The sequence below is a fragment of the Nocardioides sp. S-1144 genome (assembly GCF_005954645.2).
Taxonomy (GTDB): Bacteria; Actinomycetota; Actinomycetes; order Propionibacteriales; family Nocardioidaceae; genus Nocardioides; species Nocardioides dongxiaopingii.
Map to the genome: position 1 here is coordinate 4,196,952 of NZ_CP040695.2, position 17,346 is coordinate 4,214,297.

Here is a 17,346-nt window from a genome sequence, read left to right on the forward strand (position 1 = left end):
CTCGCCCACGAGGTAGTACTCGAGCTCCCCGAAGGCCTCCAGGGCGCACCCGGTCTCGGCCGTGAGCACCTCGGCCGCGCGGCGCAGGATCTGCTCGGCGGCGTAGGGCAGCGGGGCGCCGTCCTCGTCGTAGAAGGAGCAGAGGACGTCGAGGGAGGTGCGCTCCCCGAACGGGTTCAGGAACGCCGTGCGGTGGCGCGGCACGATGTAGACGTCGCTGGCGTCGGTGGCGGTGCCCTCGAAGACGCTCGAGCCGTCCACGCGCTCCCCGCGCACCAGGATCTCCAGCACGCGCTCCCGCGACTCGACCGGGAACGCGATCGTCTTGAGCCGGCCGTCGCCGCCGACGTAGCGCAGGTTCACCTGCCGCAGGTCGAGCTCCTCGACGGCCCGCACCAGGTCGGCTGCGGTGAAGTCGGACGCCGGCTTGTCGAGCAGGCGGACGAGGGGGTGCGGTTCCAGGGGGTCGATGGGCATGGCTCGTTGTACCAGCAACGCGGGCCCAGAGGGGTGGCCCGCAGGGGTGGTCCGCCCGTGCTCAGCCCGTGGTCAGCCCGTGGTCAGCCGGCCTCAGAGCACGACCCAGGGCGTGGTCAGGGTGCCGGCGACGAACCGGGCCGGGCCCGCGGCGACGTCGTCGAAGCGGAAGAAGCCGGACGGGTCCACCCCGGCCGCGGTCTCGGCGCCGTCGGCGCGGCGCAGCAGCACCACGGTGGCCACGACCACGTCGCCGCCCGCACCCACGACCTGGCCCAGCACGGTGTCGCCGTCGACCTCGAGCTCGAGGACGACGTCGCCGTTGCCGTAGGAGAGCGTGCGGACGGCGTCCAGGACGCCGGCCGAGCGGACGGCGCCGGCCTCGAGGGCGGAGTCGTGGAGCAGGTCGGCCAGCTCGGCGTCGACGGTGCGCCAGGTGAAGGCGGCGCGGGCCGCCTCGCGGCGCCCGTCGGTCACGGCGGCCTCCTCGGCGACGGCGCGCCCGAGCTCGGCGAGCAGCGCGTCGTCGGCGAGGCCGTCGGGCCCGTCGAGCCCGTCGGGGCCGGGGGTGCGGTCATCGGGACTCATGTCGGGACTCCTCCCAGGTCGCGCAGCGCGCGGGTCGCCCGCAGCTGGTCGAGGGCGCGGGCCCGGGTCGGGCCGATGCTCCCGACCGGGATGCCGAGCCGGGCGCTGATCTCGGCGTAGGCGAGGGGCGGGTCGGTGAGCAGCAGGAGCAGCAGCTCCCGCCGGGCCGCCGGGAGCTCGGCCAGGCCCTCGCGGAGCGCCTGGCGGCGCTCGAGGGCGAGCAGGTCGTCGCCGGCGACGTCGTCGGTGGCGACGTCGAGGGTGTGGTCCTCCTGGGGGTCCGCGACACGGGTGCGGCCCCGGGCGGCCAGCACCCGCAGGCACTCGTGGCGGGCCGTCGTCCGGATCCAGCCCGGGAGGGCGGCCGGCTCGCGCAGCTCGTGCAGGTGCTCGACCAGGCGCAGCCACACCGTCTGGCCGACGTCGTCGCCGTCGGCCTCGGAGAGCCGGTGCTGTCGGGCGATCGCCCCCACGAGGGGGAGGAACCGGTCGACGATCGCGTTCCACGCATCCTGCTCACCGTCCTGGGCTGCCGAGACGAGGTCGGTCAGGGGGTAGGACGCGTCCACGCGCATCGACCTCCTCCGCTCGGCGTCATCAGGGCACCCAGCGGCATCGTCTCGCAGTCAGGAGCAGCGGGCCACCGTCCTGATACGTGCTGGACGACTTTCTGCCCCGGTGTATCACGGGCACCGCCGACCGCTCCTCCCCTCGGACAGGCGACGAGGGACGTCGCCCCGACCGTGAGGACCGCCCATGGCACACCACGAGACCCACGAGCGCACCCGCATCATCCGCGAGGTGGAGGCCGTCGCCGTCGTCGACATGACCGGCCGCCTGCCCTGGAAGGCGAGCTGGGCGATGCACTTCGGCGACCGCGAGGGACTCCTCGAGGCGCTGCGCGAGCGGTGGGAGCGGATGTGTGTCGTGCAGGGCGGGCCGGACGGGCACCAGCGGCTGCGGCGCACCCACGCCGGGATGCTCCGCATCCTCGACGCGCACGCGCCGGGCGCCACCGAGCCGCGGCGGCTGGCCGGCTGAGCCGGGCAGCGCCGCACCTGCGTGTCCCCGGGGTCGGGGGACCTCCGGGGACACGCAGCACCCTCAGCTGACGGTCGTGAGCAGCTGGGTCGCGCGGGTGAGGACGACGTACAGGGTCGAGCGGCCCGTGAGCGACTCCTCCTCGATCTCCTGCGGCCGGACGACGACGATCGCGTCGAACTCCAGCCCCTTGGTGTCGAGGCCGGTGAGGACGACGACGCGGTCCTCGCCCGACGGCGTGACCGACGAGTCGACCGCCGCGCGGGCGCCGCGGGCGTCGTCGGCCAGCTCGGGCCACGAGGCCAGCCACGCGTTGACCTCGGACCGCCGCGCCACCGGGACCACGACGCCGACCGTGCCGCCGACCTGGCCGGCCACCTCGACCACGGCCTCGCGCACCGAGGCCTCCAGCTCGGCGGCGCTGCCGGCCGGGCCGACCCGCCTCGGCTCGACGCCGGTGGAGCGGACCGCGGTGGGCAGGTCGACGTCGAGGCCGACCCGCTCGGCGTAGGCCGCGGCGAAGGCGTAGATCTCGGCCGAGTTGCGGTAGTTGGTCGAGAGGTGGAACTCGTGGATCTCCTTGCCGGCGAGCGCCTCGGCGCGTGCCTCGGCCGACTCGGCCGGGACCGGCCACGACGACTGGGCGGGGTCGCCGACGATCGTCCAGGACGCCGTGCGCCCGCGCCGGCCGACCATCCGCCACTGCATCGGCGTCAGGTCCTGCGCCTCGTCGATGAGGACGTGGGCGAACGGGTCGTCGTCGATGGAGTGCGTCGGCGCCGACCACGCGCGCCCGGACGGCGCGTACTCGCGGTCGGAGGCCGTCATCAGCTCCTGGATGTCGACGCCGCCCTCGATCAGCGAGATCGGGTCGTCGCGCTCGTCGTCGGTGCGGGCCGGGACGTCGCCCAGGGCGTAGCGCAGCTCGTCGAGCAGGGCGACGTCGGCGACCGAGAGGCCGCCGCCGGTCGGCGCGTCGCCGAGGCCGGCCCACGACTTGAGCAGCAGCCGCTGCTCCTCGGGCGTCACGACGCCCTCGCCGACGCGGGCGAGCAGGTCGGGGTCGCGCAGCCAGCCGAGCACCTCCGGCGCGGTGACCGGCGGCCACCAGGCCAGCACGAAGTCGAGGAAGTCGTCGTTGCCGAGCATGTCGTCGTCGAAGGACTCCCGGCCCTGGTCGCGGCCGCGCTCGCTGCGCACCTGGCGCCACATCGCGTCGAGCAGCGTCGGCGTGACGCGCGGCAGCTGCCGGTTGCGGCGCCCCTGCGACATGATCTGGCGGCGCAGCCGCCCGAGCAGGCCGCGGTCCAGCACGATCGTGGTGTCGTACCAGAACACCCGGTACGACGTCGGGCTGCCGGGCGCCTGCTGACGCGCCGCGCGGCGCATCAGCTCCGCCATCCGGACCGCGCCCTTGATGTCGGCCACCGCCGGCTCGTCGTGCCGGGTGGCGCGGACGCCGTCGACGACCTCACCGAGGGAGCGCAGGGCCACCGCGGTCTCGCCGAGCGAGGGCAGCACCCGCTCGATGTAGCGCATGAACACCCCGCTGGGGCCGACGACGAGGACGCCGCCGGACTCGTAGCGGCGCCGGTCGGTGTAGAGCAGGTACGCCGCGCGGTGCAGCGCGACGACGGTCTTGCCGACGCCCGGGCCGCCGGAGATGGTGGTGACCCCGCGGCTGGGCGCCCGGATCGCCTTGTCCTGCTCGGCCTGGATCGTGGCGACGATGGAGTGCATGGTGCGGTCGCGGGCCCGCGACAGCTGGGCCATCAGCGCGCCCTCACCGAGGATCGGCAGGTCCTCGGTGTTGCCCTCGGCGTCGAGGAGCTCGTCCTCGACGCTGGTCACCGTCGTGCCGGCCGAGCGCAGCACCCGGCGGCGGACGACGTCCTGCGGGGTGGCCGCGGTGGCCTGGTAGAACACCGCGGCCGCGGGCGCGCGCCAGTCGATGAGCAGGGAGTCGCGGTTCTCGTCGCGCAGGCCGATCCGGCCGACGTACCGGGGCTCGGGGTCGCGCTCGGGGCGCAGGTCGAGGCGCCCGAAGACCAGGCCCTCGTGCGCGGCGTCGAGCTGGGCGATCCGCTTGGCGGCCTGGAAGACCATCGCGTCGCGCTCGACGAGACCGCCCTCGTGGCCGAGGCGCCCGCGTTCGTGTCCTTCGCGGGCCAGCTGCTGCGCAGCCCTGCCCGCATCCTCGAGCTGGCGGTGAACGCGGTCCACGAACCGTTGTTCGCGCGCGATCTCCTGCTCGACGAGCTCTTCTGTCACCGACTGCCCTCCACTGCCCCGAATCCGGCAAGTCGGCCAGTCTACAAACGATTCGGCGACCGTGGTGACCGGTTCACCCCGCAGGCGGACCGAGCGGCCCGGGTGGTCAGGACCGAGGGCGCGACAGGAACGCCTGCATCGCCTCGCGGGCGGCGTCGGAGCCGAAGAGCCGGGCCGACAGCTCGGCCATCTCGTCGGCGTCCGCCTCGATCCGGGCGAGCAGGTCGCGGGCGAGCAGCGCCTTGGTCTCGCGCAGCCCCTGGGGCGAGCCGGTGGCGAGCTCGGCGCACACCGCCTCGACCGCGGCGTCGAGGTCCTCGGCGGGGACGGCGCGGGTCACCAGGCCCATCGGGACCGCCTCGGCGCCGGTGAAGACGGCGCCGCTCAGGGCGGCGTAGGCCGCGGCGCGCGACGTCAGGCGGGGCAGGACGGTGAGGGAGATGATCGCCGGCGCCAGACCGAGCTTGACCTCGGTGAGCGCGAAGGTGGCGTCCTCGGCGGCCACGACCACGTCGGAGGCGGCGACCAGGCCGATGCCCCCGGCGCGGGCGGCCCCCCGGACCACCGTGACGACCGGCTTCGACATGCCCACGACGAAGCGCTGCAGGTCGACGATCGCGCGGGTGCCGGCCGACATCCCCTCGGCGGCGGCCTCCGCGAGGTCGGCGCCGGAGCAGAAGACCCGCCCGCTCGAGACCAGCCGGACGACACGGACGTCCTCGTCGGCCTCGGCCCGCGCGAGCCGGTCGGCCAGCTCGGTCACCAGCCGGCGCGAGAGCGCGTTGCGGTTGTGCGGGGAGTCGAGGGTGACCGTCGCGACGGGGCCGTCCACGCGCAGGTGGACGAGCTCCTCGTGGACGGCGTCCGCGGCGGGTGTCGTGGCCATGGCGGCCATCCTGCCGCACCCGGCGCCGCCCGCACCGGGGGCGGCCCGGCGCCCGACCCATCCGGAACACCCGTCGGCAACGAACACCGCTCATGGCCACCTCCCGTCCCACCCGTCGTCTGTACGCCCTCTTCGGCCTGATCTCGACCCTGGTCGGGATGGGGGTGGGCCACCTCACGGCGTCCCTGCTCACGCCGGACTCGTCCCCGGTGCTGGCCGTCGGCTCCGGGGTGATCGACCGGACGCCGGTCTCGCTCAAGGAGTGGGCGATCAAGAACTTCGAGTCCGACGGGTTCAGCATCGGCCCGATCGACTTCGCGGCCCGCAACTACGACAAGATCGTGCTCGTCGGCTCGGTGTTCGTCGGCGTGCTCGTGCTCGCCCTGGTCGCGGGCCTGCTGGCCCGCCGCAGCTTCGCGCTCGGCGCCGGCCTGCTCGTCGTCCTGGTCGCCGTGGCCGCGGGCGCTGTGCTGACCCGCCCGATCGTCGAACCGCTGGACGTCGTCCCGAGCATCCTGACCGCGCTCGCCGGCGTCGGCGCCCTGTGGTGGCTGCAGCGCACCGCGCTCGGCCTGCCGCTCGACCCCCGCGCCCGCTCGAGCGTCGAGGTCGCCAAGGCCGAGGGCGCCCGCGCCGCGGCCGCCGACCGCACCGGTGAGCCCACCGTCGACCGGCTCTCCGAGGGCCACGTCGACGCCCCGGCCGACGCCGACACCCGGCCCAGCCGGCGCGGCGTGCTCGTCGTCGCCGCCGTGCTGACGGCGTCCGCCGCCGTGCTCGGCGGCGCGGGTCGCTGGATCATCGGCCTGCGCGGTCGCCCCGAGGACATCGCGCTCCCCGAGCCCACCGCGGGCGGCGCCCTGAAGCCGCTGCCCGAGGGACTCGAGGCGCGGATCAAGGGCATCACGCCCCTGCAGGTCGCCAACGGCGACTTCTACCGCGTGGACACCCGCCTCGACACCCCCGTCGTCTCCTCCGACGACTGGACCCTCACCGTCGACGGCGACGTCGAGAACGAGCTCACCATCACCTTCGAGGAGCTCCTCGACATGCCGATGGTCGAGCGCGACATCACCCTGACCTGCGTCTCCAACAGCGTCGGCGGCAAGTACGTCGGCGGCGCGCGCTGGCTCGGCGTCCCGCTGATGGACATCCTCGACAAGGCCGGCATCGGCCGCGGCGCGGACCAGATGATCGCCACCGACTTCGACGGCATGACGATCGGCACCCCGATCGACCTGCTGCGCGACGGCCGCGAGCCGCTGCTGTGCGTGGGCATGAACGGCGAGCCGCTGCCGCGCGAGCACGGGTTCCCCGTCCGCGTCGTCGTCCCCGGCCTCTACGGCTTCATCAGCGCGACCAAGTGGGTCACCCGGCTCACCATGACGACCTACGCCGACACCGAGTCGTACTGGACCGAGCGCAGCTGGGACACCCGGGCCCCGATCAAGCCGTCGGCGCGCATCGACACGCCCCGCGCGCTCACCACCGTCGACGCCGGCAAGGTCAACGTCGGCGGCGTCGCGTGGGCCCAGGACAACGGCGGCGTGATGAAGGTGCAGGTCAAGGTCGACGGCGGCGACTGGGCCGACGCCCAGCTCGGCCCGGACGTGAACAACGTCTACTGGCGCCAGTGGTTCCGCGAGATCGAGGTCGAGGGCGGCCAGCACACCATCTCCGCGCGCGTCGTCGACGGCGACGGCGAGCTGCAGACCGACGTCAAGGCCGCGCCGTTCCCCGGTGGCTCGAGCGGCATCCACTCGTTCTTCTTCACCGCGGCCTCCTAGCGCCGGCTCGCGGAAAAACCTGCAAATCAGTTCCCATCCGGGCAATCCGCCCGGGGCCCGTCACCGAATCACTCACGTCATTCACTCAACGGAAGGTCCCACCCGATGAAGCTCCAGACCCTCCGCCGCGGCACTGCCGCTGCGGCCGTGCTCACCCTCTCGATCTCCCTCGCCGCCTGCGGCTCGGAGGACGACTCCTCCGACGACAACGCCGGCGACACCAGCTCGGCTCCGGCCGACACCGAGTCGGAGGCCCCGCCCGCCGAGGACACCCCGTCCGAGGACACCGGCACCGAGGAGAGCGGCGAGTTCGACGCCGTCTTCGGCCCGGCCTGCAGCTCGCTGCCCGCCGACGGTGAGCCCGGCTCGCTGACCGGCATGGTCGTCGACCCGGTGGCCACCGCCGCCGGCACCAACCCGCTGCTCAAGACCCTCGTCGCCGCCGTCGGCGCCGTCGACGGTCTCGCCGGCACCCTGAACGACGCCCCGGCCCTGACCGTGTTCGCCCCGACCGACGACGCCTTCGCCGCGGTCGACCCGGCGACGCTGCAGAGCCTGCTCGACGGCGCCAAGGCCGACGGTGCGCAGAGCGACCTCGCGACGATCCTGTCGCACCACGTGCTCGGCGAGAACCTCGACCCGGCCGGCATCGTGGGCGAGCAGCCCACCCTGATCGGCGACAACCTGACGGTCTCCGGTGACCCCGAGTCCGGCATGACCGTCTCCGACGGCAAGGTCGAGGCCAAGGTCCTCTGCGGCGGCATCCCGACGGCCAACGCCACGGTCTACGTGATCGACTCGGTGCTGACCAACGCCATGCCGACCTCCTGATCAGCTCACCTCTCGACTGACAGGGCAAGATCAGCTCCATGAACCGGCTCACGCCAGCCTCCGACGGCACCCCGCTCCGCGGGGTGCCGTCCGGCGGCCCGGCCCCAGGTGACGTCCTCAGCGACCTGCTCCGACGCTCGGCCAAGGGCGACCAGCAGGCCTTCGCGCAGCTCTACGACGCGACGTCCGCGCGGGTCTACGGGCTGGCGGTGCGCGTGGTGCGAGACCCCGCCCAGGCCGAGGAGGTCGCCCAGGAGGCGTTCCTCGAGGTCTGGCGGACCTCGTCCCGGTTCGACCCTGATCGCGGGAGTGCCCTCTCCTGGCTGATGACCATCTGCCACCGCAAGGCGGTCGACCGGGTCCGCTCGGCCGAGGCCTCCTCGCGGCGCGACACCTCGTACAACCAGCACAACCAGGCGATCGACCACGACACGACCGCCGACGCGGCCCAGGCCTCCATGGAGGCGCGACGGGTCCGCGACGCACTGACCGGGCTCACCGAGGTCCAGCGCGAGGCCATCGAGCTCGCGTACTTCGGGGGCTACACGCACACAGAAGTCGCCGGCATGCTCGACCTCCCGGTCGGGACGGCGAAGACACGGATCCGCGACGGCCTCATCCGCCTGCGCGACAAGATGGGGGTGGGCTCATGAGCGTCGACATCCACGCGCTCTCCGGCGCGTACGCCGTGGGCGCCGTCGACGACCTCGAGCGGGCCAGCTTCGAGCGGCACCTGTCGGACTGCGAGTCCTGCCGGGCCGAGGTCGACTCGCTGCGCGAGGCTGCGGCACTGCTCACCGAGACCGTCGCCGTCGAGCCTCCGGCCTCGCTGCGCGACTCCGTCCTCGCCGACATCCAGACCGTGCGCCCGCTGCCGCCGCTGGTCGCGAACGCGGCCGAACGAGGTCGGGCGACGCGACGTCGATTTCCGGCTCTGGTCGCAGCGGCTGCTGCACTGATCGCCTTCGGCGCCGTCGGGACGACCATCTGGCACCCCTGGTCCGACGACACGTCGCAGGGCACGGAGCTCAGCGCGAGCGAGCAGATCATCCAGGCCAAGGACGCCGAGGAGGTCGTCGTCCCGATCGAGGGGGGCGGGTCCGCGACCGTCGTCCGCTCGAAGTCGCTCAACCGTGCGGTCATGCAGGCCACCGACATGCCCGCCGCGCCGTCCGGCCACGACTACGCGCTGTGGCTCCAGCACGACGACACCATGGTCGCGGCCGGTCACATGGCCGGCGGGACCGGCGCGGTCATCCTCGAGGGCGACCCCGCCAGCGCCTCCGGCTTCGGCATCACCGTCGAGGAGGCCGGCACCGACCCGAGCGAGCCCAGCGGTCAGGTCGTCGCGGTGGTCCCGTTCGAGAACGCCTGATGACCCGCCGGATCGCCGTCGTCGGGTCGGGCGTCGCGGGCCTCACCGCGGCCTACGTCGCCTCCCGCACGGCCCACGTGACCCTCTACGAGGCCGACGACCGCCTCGGGGGTCACGCCGACACCCACGTGGTCCACGAGGACCGGGGCGGCGGGCAGCACGAGCTGCGGATCGACACCGGCTTCATCGTGCACAACCCGCGCACCTACCCGGTGCTGCTCAGGCTCCTCGCCGAGCTGGGCGTGGCCACGCAGGCCTCGGAGATGTCGATGTCGATCAAGGACGACGACAGCCGGCTCGAGTGGGCCGGCGCGCTCGGCCGCCGTGGGCTGTTCCCCACCTCGGCCAACCTCCGCAAGCCCCGCTACCTCGCGATGCTCGCCGAGATCCCGCTCTTCCACCGGCGCGCCCGCGCGCTGCTCGCGCACGAGTCCGACACCCGGACGCTGCGCGAGTTCCTCGACGACGGTCGCTTCTCGGCCTACTTCGTCCGGCACTTCATGGAGCCCCTCGTGGCGTGCGTGTGGTCGTGCGACCCCGCGGTGTCGCTCGACTACCCGGCCCGCTACCTGTTCCGGTTCCTCGAGCACCACGGCATGCTCGGCGTCTTCGGCTCGCCGCAGTGGCGCACCGTCACCGGCGGCTCGCGCTCCTACGTCGACCGGCTCGCGGCCGCGCTGCAGGAGGTCCGCACCGGCACCAAGGTGACGTCGGTGCTCGAGACCGCCGACGGCGTCGAGGTCACCGACGGCAGCGGCGTCACCACCACCTACGACGCCGTCGTGGTCGCGGCCCACCCCGGCCAGGCCCTCTCGATGCTCGCCGAGCCGACGCCGCTGCAGCGCGAGCTGCTCTCGGCGATGCCGTACTCCCCCAACACCGCGCTGCTGCACACCGACGCCTCGCTGCTGCCCGACGCCGACGACGCGCGGGCCAGCTGGAACTTCCGGCGCCGCACGCGCGAGGAGGGCATCACCGTCACCTACGACCTCACCCGCCTCCAGCGCCTCGACACCGACGTCCGCTACCTCGTGACGCTCGGCGGCGAGGACCTCGTCGACCCTGCCACCGTGATCGCCCGGCGCGAGTACGAGCACCCGCTCTACAACCCGACCTCGGTCGCCGCCCAGGCCAGGCTCCCCGGGATCGACACCGCCCGGCTGGTCTTCGCCGGCGCCTACCACGGCTGGGGCTTCCACGAGGACGGCGCGCGCTCCGGCCTCGCCGCGACCGAGCGGCTCGGCCTCGCCTGGCCCGAGGCCGTGGCCGCCGGCGGGCCCGCCATCGAGACCGGCGTCTACGACACCACCATCAGCCACAGCCGGCGCGCGCCGTTCCGGCGCCGCTTCACCCACCGCTCGCACACGTGGGTCGTCGACCTCGACGACCTGCCCGACCACGGCGTCCTGGCCCGCTTCGAGGCGCGCGACCACCTCGGCGTCCCGGACGCCTCGATCCGCGACAACGTCGTGGCCTTCCTGCGCCGGCACGACGTCGAGGTCGGCGCCGGCAAGGTGTTCCTGGCCGCGCACCCGCGCGCGTTCGGCTACTGCTTCAACCCGATCAGCGTCTACTGGTGCCACGACGAGGGCGGCGACCTGGTCGCCACCGTGGTCGAGGTGCACAACACCTACGGCGACCGCCACGCCTACCTCGTGCACGCCGACGGGAGGGGCCGGGCCACCACGCCCAAGGCCATGTACGTCTCGCCGTTCCACGGCGCCGACGGCACCTACCACCTCACCGTGCCGCCGCCCGCCGACCGGCTGCACGTCGTCGTCGAGCTGCACACCGAGGACGCGCCCCGCTTCAGCGCCTCGATGACCGGAACCCGGTCCAGCACCAGCCCGCTCCGTGCGGCCCCCGCAGCGTTGCGGGGCTCGTTGCTCATCCGCGCCCACGGCATCGTGCTGTGGCTGCGTCGCCTGCCGGTGCGCCCGCGCCCGGCCCACTCCCAAGAAGGTGTGTCGTGACCGTTGCTCCCGAGCGCGTCGCCGCCAACCACTGGCCCGGACTCGACGTCGTCCCGTCCGGCCCCCGCGCAGCAGTCTCCGCCAGGATCGCCCGCCGGCTCTTCCACGCCGCCATCGGCCGCCTCGACGTCACCGTCGTCGAGGGCGACGCCTCGTTCGGCCGTGGCGGTCCGACCATGGTCATCACCCGGCCCGAGGAGTTCTACGCCCGGATCGGCCGGCACCAGCTGATCGGGTTCGGCGAGGCCTACCTGACCGGTGCCTGGGACGCCGAGGACCTCGGCGGCTTCCTGCGCGTCCTCGCCGCCGAGATGCAGCACCTGGTGCCCGAGAGCCTGCAGCGGCTCCGCTCGGTCGTGGTGAAGCGACCGCCGCGGCGCCAGCGGAGCAGCACCAAGAACTCGCGCAACAACATCGCGCACCACTACGACCTGTCCAACGACCTGTTCGAGCTGTTCCTCGACCCGACGCTGAGCTACTCCAGCGCCCTGTACGCCGGCGACCCCGCCACCGCGGCGGCCGCCGACCTGGAGGCGGCCCAGGGCCGCAAGATCGAGCGGCTCCTCGACCAGGCCGGCGTCGGCGAGGGCACCCGGCTCCTCGAGATCGGGTCGGGCTGGGGCGAGCTGTGCATCCGCGCCGCCCGGCGCGGCGCCACGGTCACCTCGATCACCCTCTCCACCGAGCAGCAGTCGCTGGGCCGGGAGCGGGTGGCCGCCGCCGCCCGCGAGCACGGCTTCAGCGCCGACCAGGTGAGCATCGAGCTCTGCGACTACCGCGACGTCGTCGGCTCCTACGACGCCGTCGTCTCGGTCGAGATGATCGAGGCCGTGGGCTGGCAGTACTGGCCGACCTACTTCCAGACCATCGACCGGGTGCTCGCGCCCGGTGGCCGGGTGGCGATCCAGGCGATCACGATGCCGCACGACCGGATGCTGGCGACCCGCAACACCTACACCTGGATCCACAAGTACATCTTCCCGGGCGGCTTCCTGCCGTCGGTGCGCGTGCTCGACGAGATCACGCGCGAGCACAGCACGCTGCGGATGGCCGAGCCGTTCTCGATGGGTCAGCACTACGCCCAGACCCTGCGGCTGTGGGACCAGGCGTTCCTCGCCGCGCAGCGGCAGGTGCTCGACCTCGGCTTCGACGAGACCTTCCTGCGGATGTGGCACTTCTACCTCGAGTACAGCCGCGCCGGCTTCGCCTCCGGCTACATCGACGTCAACCAGCTCACCTTCACCCGGGACGACGCATGACCGCCGACCGCACGCTGGTCGAGGAGACCGGTCCCGGTCACCTCGGGACGCCGGGTGTGGCCCAGCGGATCGCGGAGGCCGTCGCCCCGTTCGTGGGCGGCGAGCTGCCGGTGCGGCTGCGCGCCTGGGACGGCTCGGAGGCCGGCTCGCCCGACGGCCCGATCGTCGTGCTGCACTCGGTGGACGCCGTGCGCCGGCTCCTGTGGCACCCGGGCGAGCTCGGCGCCGCGCAGGCCTACGTGACCGGCGAGCTCGACGTCCCCGAGCAGGACGGCTGGGACCTCGACACGGCCCTCACCTTCGCCTTCGCGGTGGCGCGGGAGCGGGGGCTCTCCGGCGCGCGCCCGGGCCTGCGGCCCGCCGCGGTCGTCCGGGCCGTGCGCACCGCGCTCGACCTCAAGGCGCTCGGCCGCCCGCCGGCCGCGCCCGCGTCGCAGGCCGACATCAAGGGCCGGCTGCACAGCGCCCTGCGCGACCGGCGCGCCATCAGCCACCACTACGACCTCTCCAACGAGTTCTACTCCCTGATCCTCGAGCCGAACATGGCCTACTCCTCGGGCTACCACTCCTCGCCCGAGCAGCCGCTCGAGGAGGCGCAGGCCGCCAAGCTGTCGCTGGTCTGCACCAAGCTCGGGCTCACCGAGGGCTCCACGCTCCTCGACGTCGGCTGCGGGTGGGGCTCGATGTCGCTGCACGCCGCCGAGCACTTCGGCGCGCGCGTCGTCGGCGTCACCATCGCCGCCGAGCAGAAGCGGTTCATCGACGAGCGGATCCGCGAGCGCGGCCTGGAGGACCGGGTCGAGATCCGGCTCCAGGACTACCGCGAGGTGCCCGAGCGCGACCACTTCGACGCCGTCTCCTCGATCGAGATGGGCGAGCACGTCGGGCAGCGGAACTACCCGACCTACGCCGCGGTGCTGCACCGCTCGGTGCGGCCGGGCGGCCGGGTGCTGGTGCAGCAGATGTCGCGCAGCGGGAGGTGGCCCGGCGGCGGTCCGTTCATCGAGTCCTTCATCGCCCCCGACATGTACATGCGCCCGGTCGGCGAGACCGTCGCGATGCTGGAGGCCGGTGGCCTCGAGGTCCGCGACGTCCACGCGCTGCGCGAGCACTACGTGCTCACCGTCGCCGGCTGGCTCGAACGCTTCGAGGCCAACGCCGACCGGCTCACCGAGCTGGTGGGCGAGGAGGTCGTCCGGGTGTGGCGTCTCTACCTCGTCGGCGGCTCGATGGCCTTCCGTGACGGCCGGATGGGCGTCGACCAGATCCTCATGGTCCGCCCCGGCGGCCCGCACACCCTGCCCCTCGTCCGCACCTGGTGAGCGGGTCGCCTCGCGTGGCCCCGCCCGTGCAATTGCCGCGGATCGGCCACGTCTCGTCGCGAGAACTGGCCGATCCGCGGCAATTGCAGGCCCAGGACCACCTCCCGGCCGGCCGGAACGACCGCCCCCGGATCGCCACCGGGCTGCCACCCAGCCGAGCCATGCCCGAGGATCGAGTCGTGAACGCCCATGCATAGCGTCCTGGCCCTGGCGGTCGCCCTCGCGGCGGTCGTCCTCGGCATGACCGTGACCGCGATCCGCATCCGGCAGCTCGACAAGGCCGCCGTCGTCGACATCGCGTGGGGGGCCGGGTTCGTGCTGGTCGCCCTCGCGACCGCCGTCCTCGGGACCGTCATCGACGAGGGCGAGGCCTGGCGCCGGTGGCTGCTGGTCGCGATGGTCGCGGTGTGGGGCGGCCGGCTGGCCTGGCACGTCCGGGGCCGCGCGGTCGGTGAGCACCAGGGCAAGGAGGACCCGCGCTACGCCGAGATGCTCGGCGGGTCGGTGTCCGAGGTCGGCATGGGCACCGTCGTGCGCCGGGTGCTGGTCACCCAGGGGACGGCGCAGTGGTTCGTCGCCGCCCCGGTCGCGGTCGCGGCCGTGCTCGCCGCCCCGTGGTGGCCGGCCGTGGTCGCCGGCGTCCTGGTCTACGGCGTCGGCCTCTTCTTCGAGGTCGTCGGCGACCGCCAGCTCGCCGCCTACAAGGCGACGCCGCGCGACCAGCGGCCGCAGGTGATGGAGACCGGGCTGTGGGCCTGGACCCGCCACCCCAACTACTTCGGCGACGCGACCGTCTGGTGGGGGCTCTGGCTGGTCGCCGGCCTCGGGTCCGGGTGGGTGGCCGGCCTCGCCACCGTGCTGTGCCCGGTCGCGATGACGCTGTTCATCCGCAACGTCACCGGCGCCAAGCTGCTCGAGAAGACGATGATGCAGCGGCCCGGCTTCCCCGAGTACGCCGAGCGCGTGCCGATGTTCTTCCCGCGGCCGCCCCGGCGATGACCTGGTCGGTCCTGGTCGTCGACGCCGGCACCGACGAGGTGCTGGCCGCGGAGACCCCGGACGCCGTGCTGCGCACCGCCAGCGTCGCCAAGGTGCTGCTGCTCTCGGCCCTCGCCGAGGCCCTCGAGGCCGGCACCGTGACGGCGTCCGAGGTGCTCGACCGCTCGGTGACGCCCCGCGTCGCCGACTCCGGCCTGTGGCACCGGCTCGACGTCGCCGCCCTCCCGGTCGGCGACGTCGCCACGCTGGTCGGCACGGTCAGCGACAACTGGGCCACCAACGTGCTGGTCGAGCGCCTCGGCCTCGGCGTCGTGCAGGCCGTGGGGCCGCGCGAGGGGCTCGGCGCGACCCAGCTGTGGGACGTCGTCCGCGACGACCGCGGCCCCGCCGACCCGCCCACGCTCAGCACCGGCACGGCGTCCGAGTGGGTCTCGGTGCTGACCCGCCTGCACCGGGGCACCTGGGTCTCGCCGGCGGTCTCGGCGCGGGTGCTCGGCTGGCTCGCCGGCGGCGCCGACCACTCGATGGTCGCCGGCGCCCTCGGCCTCGACCCGCTCGTCGTCCCCGACGGCCCGGTCCGGGTCGTCAGCAAGACCGGCACCGACGACGGCGTCCGGTGCGACGTCGGCCTCGTGACCGGGCCGGGGCGGACGGTGGCCTACGCCGTCCTCGCCAACGACGGCGACGTCACCGCGACGCTCGCGCGGATGCGCGGGCTCGGCGACCGGGTGCGGGCCTGGGTGTCGTGACCCGCCGCGGCTCCGCGGCGCTCAGCCGCGGGTGGCCTGGTCCTGGCGGGCGCGGTACCAGCGCTCACCCTCGCTGAACGCGGTGAGGATGACCGCGATCCCGACCGCGCTGACCAGGATGTCCCCGGCGCCGAGGATCGGGTCGACGGCGTTGACGACGAGGTAGCAGGCGACCATGCCGAGGCCGATGACGAGCGGGGCGAGCCGGTGGGAGCTGGTCGCGAACCCTCGCTCGCGCCGGACCATGCCGTGCACCAGGGTGGCGGCGATGGCGAGCGTCGTCACGATCGCGGTCACCGAGGCGGTCCGGTCGCCGTCGCGCCAGTCGGGCACGGCCCAGACCAGCGTCAGGGCCACCAGCGCGAGCGAGCACCCGATCGCGGAGGGGCTCCGCAGCACCGACCACGTGGCCCGGCGTGCGGTCAGGGGCGGGGCCGAGGCGCTCATGCGGTCATCATGCGTCACGACCCCGGCGCGGGGGAACCCCGACGGCGACGCGACGGGCCGTGGTGGGTGGTGGCTCAGCCACCGCTCCGGTCGCCCTCGCCGGGGTGCTTGGCCAGGGTCGCCGTCGGCGGCGGGTCGGGGTCGACCTCGGCGTCCACCGAGCCACGCAGGTCGGGACCCTTCTTCTCGGGCTCCAGCACGATCTCGTGGGTGTCGCCGTCGCGGCCGTCGAAGCGGACGACGACGGTCTCGAACCCCTTGTGCCGCTGCATCTGCGCGTACATCGCGTAGGCGCGGCGGTCGGCCTCGGTCAGGTCGACGGAGTCGGTGAACGGGGTCAGCAGCGCCCGCGGCCACAGCTTGCGGGCCAGGACGACGTTCACCTCGACGCCGAGGATGGCCATCACCGAGGCGATGTAGATGATGCCGACCAGGCCGAGGACGAAGCCGAACGTCTGGTTGAGCGAGCTGGGCCCGGTGAGCACGTTGGTGACGTAGATCGTGCCGAGGTACTGCAGCAGCTGCCACAGCAGCGCCACGGTGAACGCGCCCGGCGCGGCCCGCGTGATCGAGTGGCTGCGGGCGGAGGCGAAGCGCATCAGGCCGGTGAGGACGAGGCCGACCACCACGACGTTTGCGAGCTGGATGAGCACCCGGATGGTGCCGTTGATGCCGTCGCCGAACACCTCGGTGCTGCTGCCCAGGGTCGAGGCGATCGAGATCCCGAGCACCGCCATCCCGGCGAACAGGAGCAGCAGCAGGCTCTTGAGCCGCAGCAGGAACGGGTTGGGGCGGCTGTTGCGCGGGATGGCCCACGCCGTCGCCATCAGGTTCTGGATCGCCTGCCCGAGCCCGAGCGCACCGTAGAGCGCGGCGAGCCCGCCGGCCACGACGGCGCCGGTGGACCCCTGGAGACCCTGCGGCCGCCCGAGCTCCTCACCGACGATCGGGAACTGCCGCAGCGCCGAGTTCAGCACCTGGTCCTGGAGCTCCGGGTTGCCCTGGAGGAAGAAGCCGAAGATCGACGAGGCGAGCAGCAGCAGCGGGAAGGTCGCGATGAAGGCGTAGTAGGTGACGGTCGCGGCGAGGTAGTTGCCCTGGTCGTCGAAGAACTTGTAGATCACCGCCAGCGGGAAGCCGAGGACGGTGAAGCGCCGCTGCGTGCGGTCCACCCCGCCGACGACACCCATGGCCAGAACCTATCCGGCGGCGCCGCCCGCGGAACGACCCGCTACGCCGTCGGGTCCTACCGGTCCTCGGCCGTGGCCGGTCGCGCGGGTGGCCAGATCCGCGCAATTGCCGCGATTTGGGCAGCTTTCTCGGCGCCGACTGGCCACACGT

The 17,346-nt window shown here is 73.6% G+C and carries 16 protein-coding genes and 1 pseudogene; 10 read left to right on the plus strand and 7 right to left on the minus strand.

Going from position 1 to position 17,346, the window contains the following annotated elements; genetic code table 11:
* Nucleotides 1-186 precede the first annotated feature (186 nt).
* From FE634_RS21910 to FE634_RS19795, 3 genes and pseudogenes are all read right to left on the minus strand, one after another.
* A pseudogene (locus FE634_RS21910) lies at nt 187-477 on the minus strand (glutamine synthetase); the annotation flags it as partial.
* A 93-nt stretch (nt 478-570) separates the two neighbouring features.
* Nucleotides 571-1,065 carry a hypothetical protein gene (locus tag FE634_RS19790; RefSeq protein WP_148240908.1) on the minus strand — a complete coding sequence of 165 codons (495 nt, stop codon included), beginning with the start codon at nt 1,063-1,065 and terminating at the stop codon, nt 571-573.
* Nucleotides 1,062-1,640: an RNA polymerase sigma factor gene (locus FE634_RS19795; RefSeq protein ID WP_138876884.1), complete on the minus strand. Its 579-nt coding sequence runs from the start codon at nt 1,638-1,640 to the stop codon at nt 1,062-1,064. Before FE634_RS19795 ends, FE634_RS19790 begins: the two co-directional genes overlap by 4 nt.
* 181 nt (nt 1,641-1,821) lie before the next feature.
* Between FE634_RS19795 and FE634_RS19800 the strand changes: the two genes are divergently transcribed.
* Nucleotides 1,822-2,106 (plus strand): hypothetical protein, encoded by a 285-nt coding sequence (locus tag FE634_RS19800; protein WP_137295214.1) that lies wholly within the window; start codon nt 1,822-1,824, stop codon nt 2,104-2,106.
* A gap of 63 nt (nt 2,107-2,169) precedes the next feature.
* Here the strand turns inward: FE634_RS19800 and FE634_RS19805 are convergent, their stop codons facing one another.
* Both FE634_RS19805 and FE634_RS19810 read right to left on the minus strand, forming a co-directional pair.
* The gene (locus FE634_RS19805; protein WP_148240909.1) at nt 2,170-4,377 is read right to left on the minus strand and encodes a HelD family protein; all 2,208 of its coding nucleotides are present in this window, start codon (nt 4,375-4,377) and stop codon (nt 2,170-2,172) included.
* A 106-nt stretch (nt 4,378-4,483) separates the two neighbouring features.
* Nucleotides 4,484-5,263, minus strand: coding sequence for an enoyl-CoA hydratase-related protein (locus FE634_RS19810; RefSeq protein WP_148240910.1), 780 nt, complete (start codon nt 5,261-5,263; stop codon nt 4,484-4,486).
* Between the two features lie 92 nt (nt 5,264-5,355).
* Between FE634_RS19810 and FE634_RS19815 the strand changes: the two genes are divergently transcribed.
* From FE634_RS19815 to FE634_RS19855, 9 genes are all read left to right on the plus strand, one after another.
* Complete coding sequence (locus tag FE634_RS19815) at nt 5,356-7,050, plus strand: molybdopterin-dependent oxidoreductase (RefSeq protein ID WP_138876885.1); 1,695 nt, start codon at nt 5,356-5,358, stop codon at nt 7,048-7,050.
* A gap of 105 nt (nt 7,051-7,155) precedes the next feature.
* Nucleotides 7,156-7,881 carry a fasciclin domain-containing protein gene (locus FE634_RS19820; RefSeq protein WP_137295210.1) on the plus strand — a complete coding sequence of 242 codons (726 nt, stop codon included), beginning with the start codon at nt 7,156-7,158 and terminating at the stop codon, nt 7,879-7,881.
* Nucleotides 7,882-7,919: 38 nt separating this feature from the next.
* Entirely contained in the window at nt 7,920-8,534 is a 615-nt protein-coding gene (sigK, locus tag FE634_RS19825) for an ECF RNA polymerase sigma factor SigK (RefSeq protein ID WP_137295209.1), read from the plus strand.
* Nucleotides 8,531-9,256: an anti-sigma factor gene (locus FE634_RS19830; protein WP_138876886.1), complete on the plus strand. Its 726-nt coding sequence runs from the start codon at nt 8,531-8,533 to the stop codon at nt 9,254-9,256. Before sigK ends, FE634_RS19830 begins: the two co-directional genes overlap by 4 nt.
* Nucleotides 9,256-11,229 (plus strand): FAD-dependent oxidoreductase, encoded by a 1,974-nt coding sequence (locus FE634_RS19835; RefSeq protein ID WP_138876887.1) that lies wholly within the window; start codon nt 9,256-9,258, stop codon nt 11,227-11,229. Before FE634_RS19830 ends, FE634_RS19835 begins: the two co-directional genes overlap by 1 nt.
* A complete protein-coding gene (locus FE634_RS19840) occupies nt 11,226-12,488 on the plus strand; it encodes an SAM-dependent methyltransferase (RefSeq protein WP_137295206.1) in 1,263 nt (420 codons plus the stop codon). The genes FE634_RS19835 and FE634_RS19840 overlap by 4 nt, the downstream gene beginning before the upstream one ends.
* Nucleotides 12,485-13,810 carry an SAM-dependent methyltransferase gene (locus tag FE634_RS19845; protein ID WP_138876888.1) on the plus strand — a complete coding sequence of 442 codons (1,326 nt, stop codon included), beginning with the start codon at nt 12,485-12,487 and terminating at the stop codon, nt 13,808-13,810. The genes FE634_RS19840 and FE634_RS19845 overlap by 4 nt, the downstream gene beginning before the upstream one ends.
* Nucleotides 13,811-13,999: 189 nt before the next feature.
* Complete coding sequence (locus FE634_RS19850) at nt 14,000-14,809, plus strand: DUF1295 domain-containing protein (RefSeq protein WP_137295204.1); 810 nt, start codon at nt 14,000-14,002, stop codon at nt 14,807-14,809.
* On the plus strand, nt 14,806-15,558 hold the full coding sequence (locus tag FE634_RS19855) for a serine hydrolase (RefSeq protein WP_138876889.1): 753 nt from the start codon (nt 14,806-14,808) through the stop codon (nt 15,556-15,558). Before FE634_RS19850 ends, FE634_RS19855 begins: the two co-directional genes overlap by 4 nt.
* Before the next feature lie 21 nt (nt 15,559-15,579).
* Here the strand turns inward: FE634_RS19855 and FE634_RS19860 are convergent, their stop codons facing one another.
* On the minus strand, nt 15,580-16,005 hold the full coding sequence (locus FE634_RS19860; protein WP_138876890.1) for a hypothetical protein: 426 nt from the start codon (nt 16,003-16,005) through the stop codon (nt 15,580-15,582).
* A gap of 74 nt (nt 16,006-16,079) precedes the next feature.
* Nucleotides 16,080-17,195, minus strand: coding sequence for a YihY/virulence factor BrkB family protein (locus tag FE634_RS19865; RefSeq protein ID WP_187366765.1), 1,116 nt, complete (start codon nt 17,193-17,195; stop codon nt 16,080-16,082).
* Nucleotides 17,196-17,346: the final 151 nt, after the last annotated feature.

Excerpts from the sequence above, each read along its gene's own strand:
- FE634_RS19790 (WP_148240908.1), bottom strand. The coding sequence starts at position 1,065 with ATGAGTCCCGATGACCGCACCCCCGGCCCCGACGGGCTCGACGGGCCC.
- FE634_RS19795 (WP_138876884.1), bottom strand. The coding sequence starts at position 1,640 with ATGCGCGTGGACGCGTCCTACCCCCTGACCGACCTCGTCTCGGCAGCC.
- FE634_RS19800 (WP_137295214.1), top strand. The coding sequence starts at position 1,822 with ATGGCACACCACGAGACCCACGAGCGCACCCGCATCATCCGCGAGGTG.
- FE634_RS19810 (WP_148240910.1), bottom strand. The coding sequence starts at position 5,263 with ATGGCCACGACACCCGCCGCGGACGCCGTCCACGAGGAGCTCGTCCAC.
- FE634_RS19815 (WP_138876885.1), top strand. The coding sequence starts at position 5,356 with ATGGCCACCTCCCGTCCCACCCGTCGTCTGTACGCCCTCTTCGGCCTG.
- FE634_RS19820 (WP_137295210.1), top strand. The coding sequence starts at position 7,156 with ATGAAGCTCCAGACCCTCCGCCGCGGCACTGCCGCTGCGGCCGTGCTC.
- sigK (WP_137295209.1), top strand. The coding sequence starts at position 7,920 with ATGAACCGGCTCACGCCAGCCTCCGACGGCACCCCGCTCCGCGGGGTG.
- FE634_RS19830 (WP_138876886.1), top strand. The coding sequence starts at position 8,531 with ATGAGCGTCGACATCCACGCGCTCTCCGGCGCGTACGCCGTGGGCGCC.
- FE634_RS19835 (WP_138876887.1), top strand. The coding sequence starts at position 9,256 with ATGACCCGCCGGATCGCCGTCGTCGGGTCGGGCGTCGCGGGCCTCACC.
- FE634_RS19845 (WP_138876888.1), top strand. The coding sequence starts at position 12,485 with ATGACCGCCGACCGCACGCTGGTCGAGGAGACCGGTCCCGGTCACCTC.
- FE634_RS19850 (WP_137295204.1), top strand. The coding sequence starts at position 14,000 with ATGCATAGCGTCCTGGCCCTGGCGGTCGCCCTCGCGGCGGTCGTCCTC.
- FE634_RS19855 (WP_138876889.1), top strand. The coding sequence starts at position 14,806 with ATGACCTGGTCGGTCCTGGTCGTCGACGCCGGCACCGACGAGGTGCTG.
- FE634_RS19860 (WP_138876890.1), bottom strand. The coding sequence starts at position 16,005 with ATGAGCGCCTCGGCCCCGCCCCTGACCGCACGCCGGGCCACGTGGTCG.
- FE634_RS19865 (WP_187366765.1), bottom strand. The coding sequence starts at position 17,195 with ATGGGTGTCGTCGGCGGGGTGGACCGCACGCAGCGGCGCTTCACCGTC.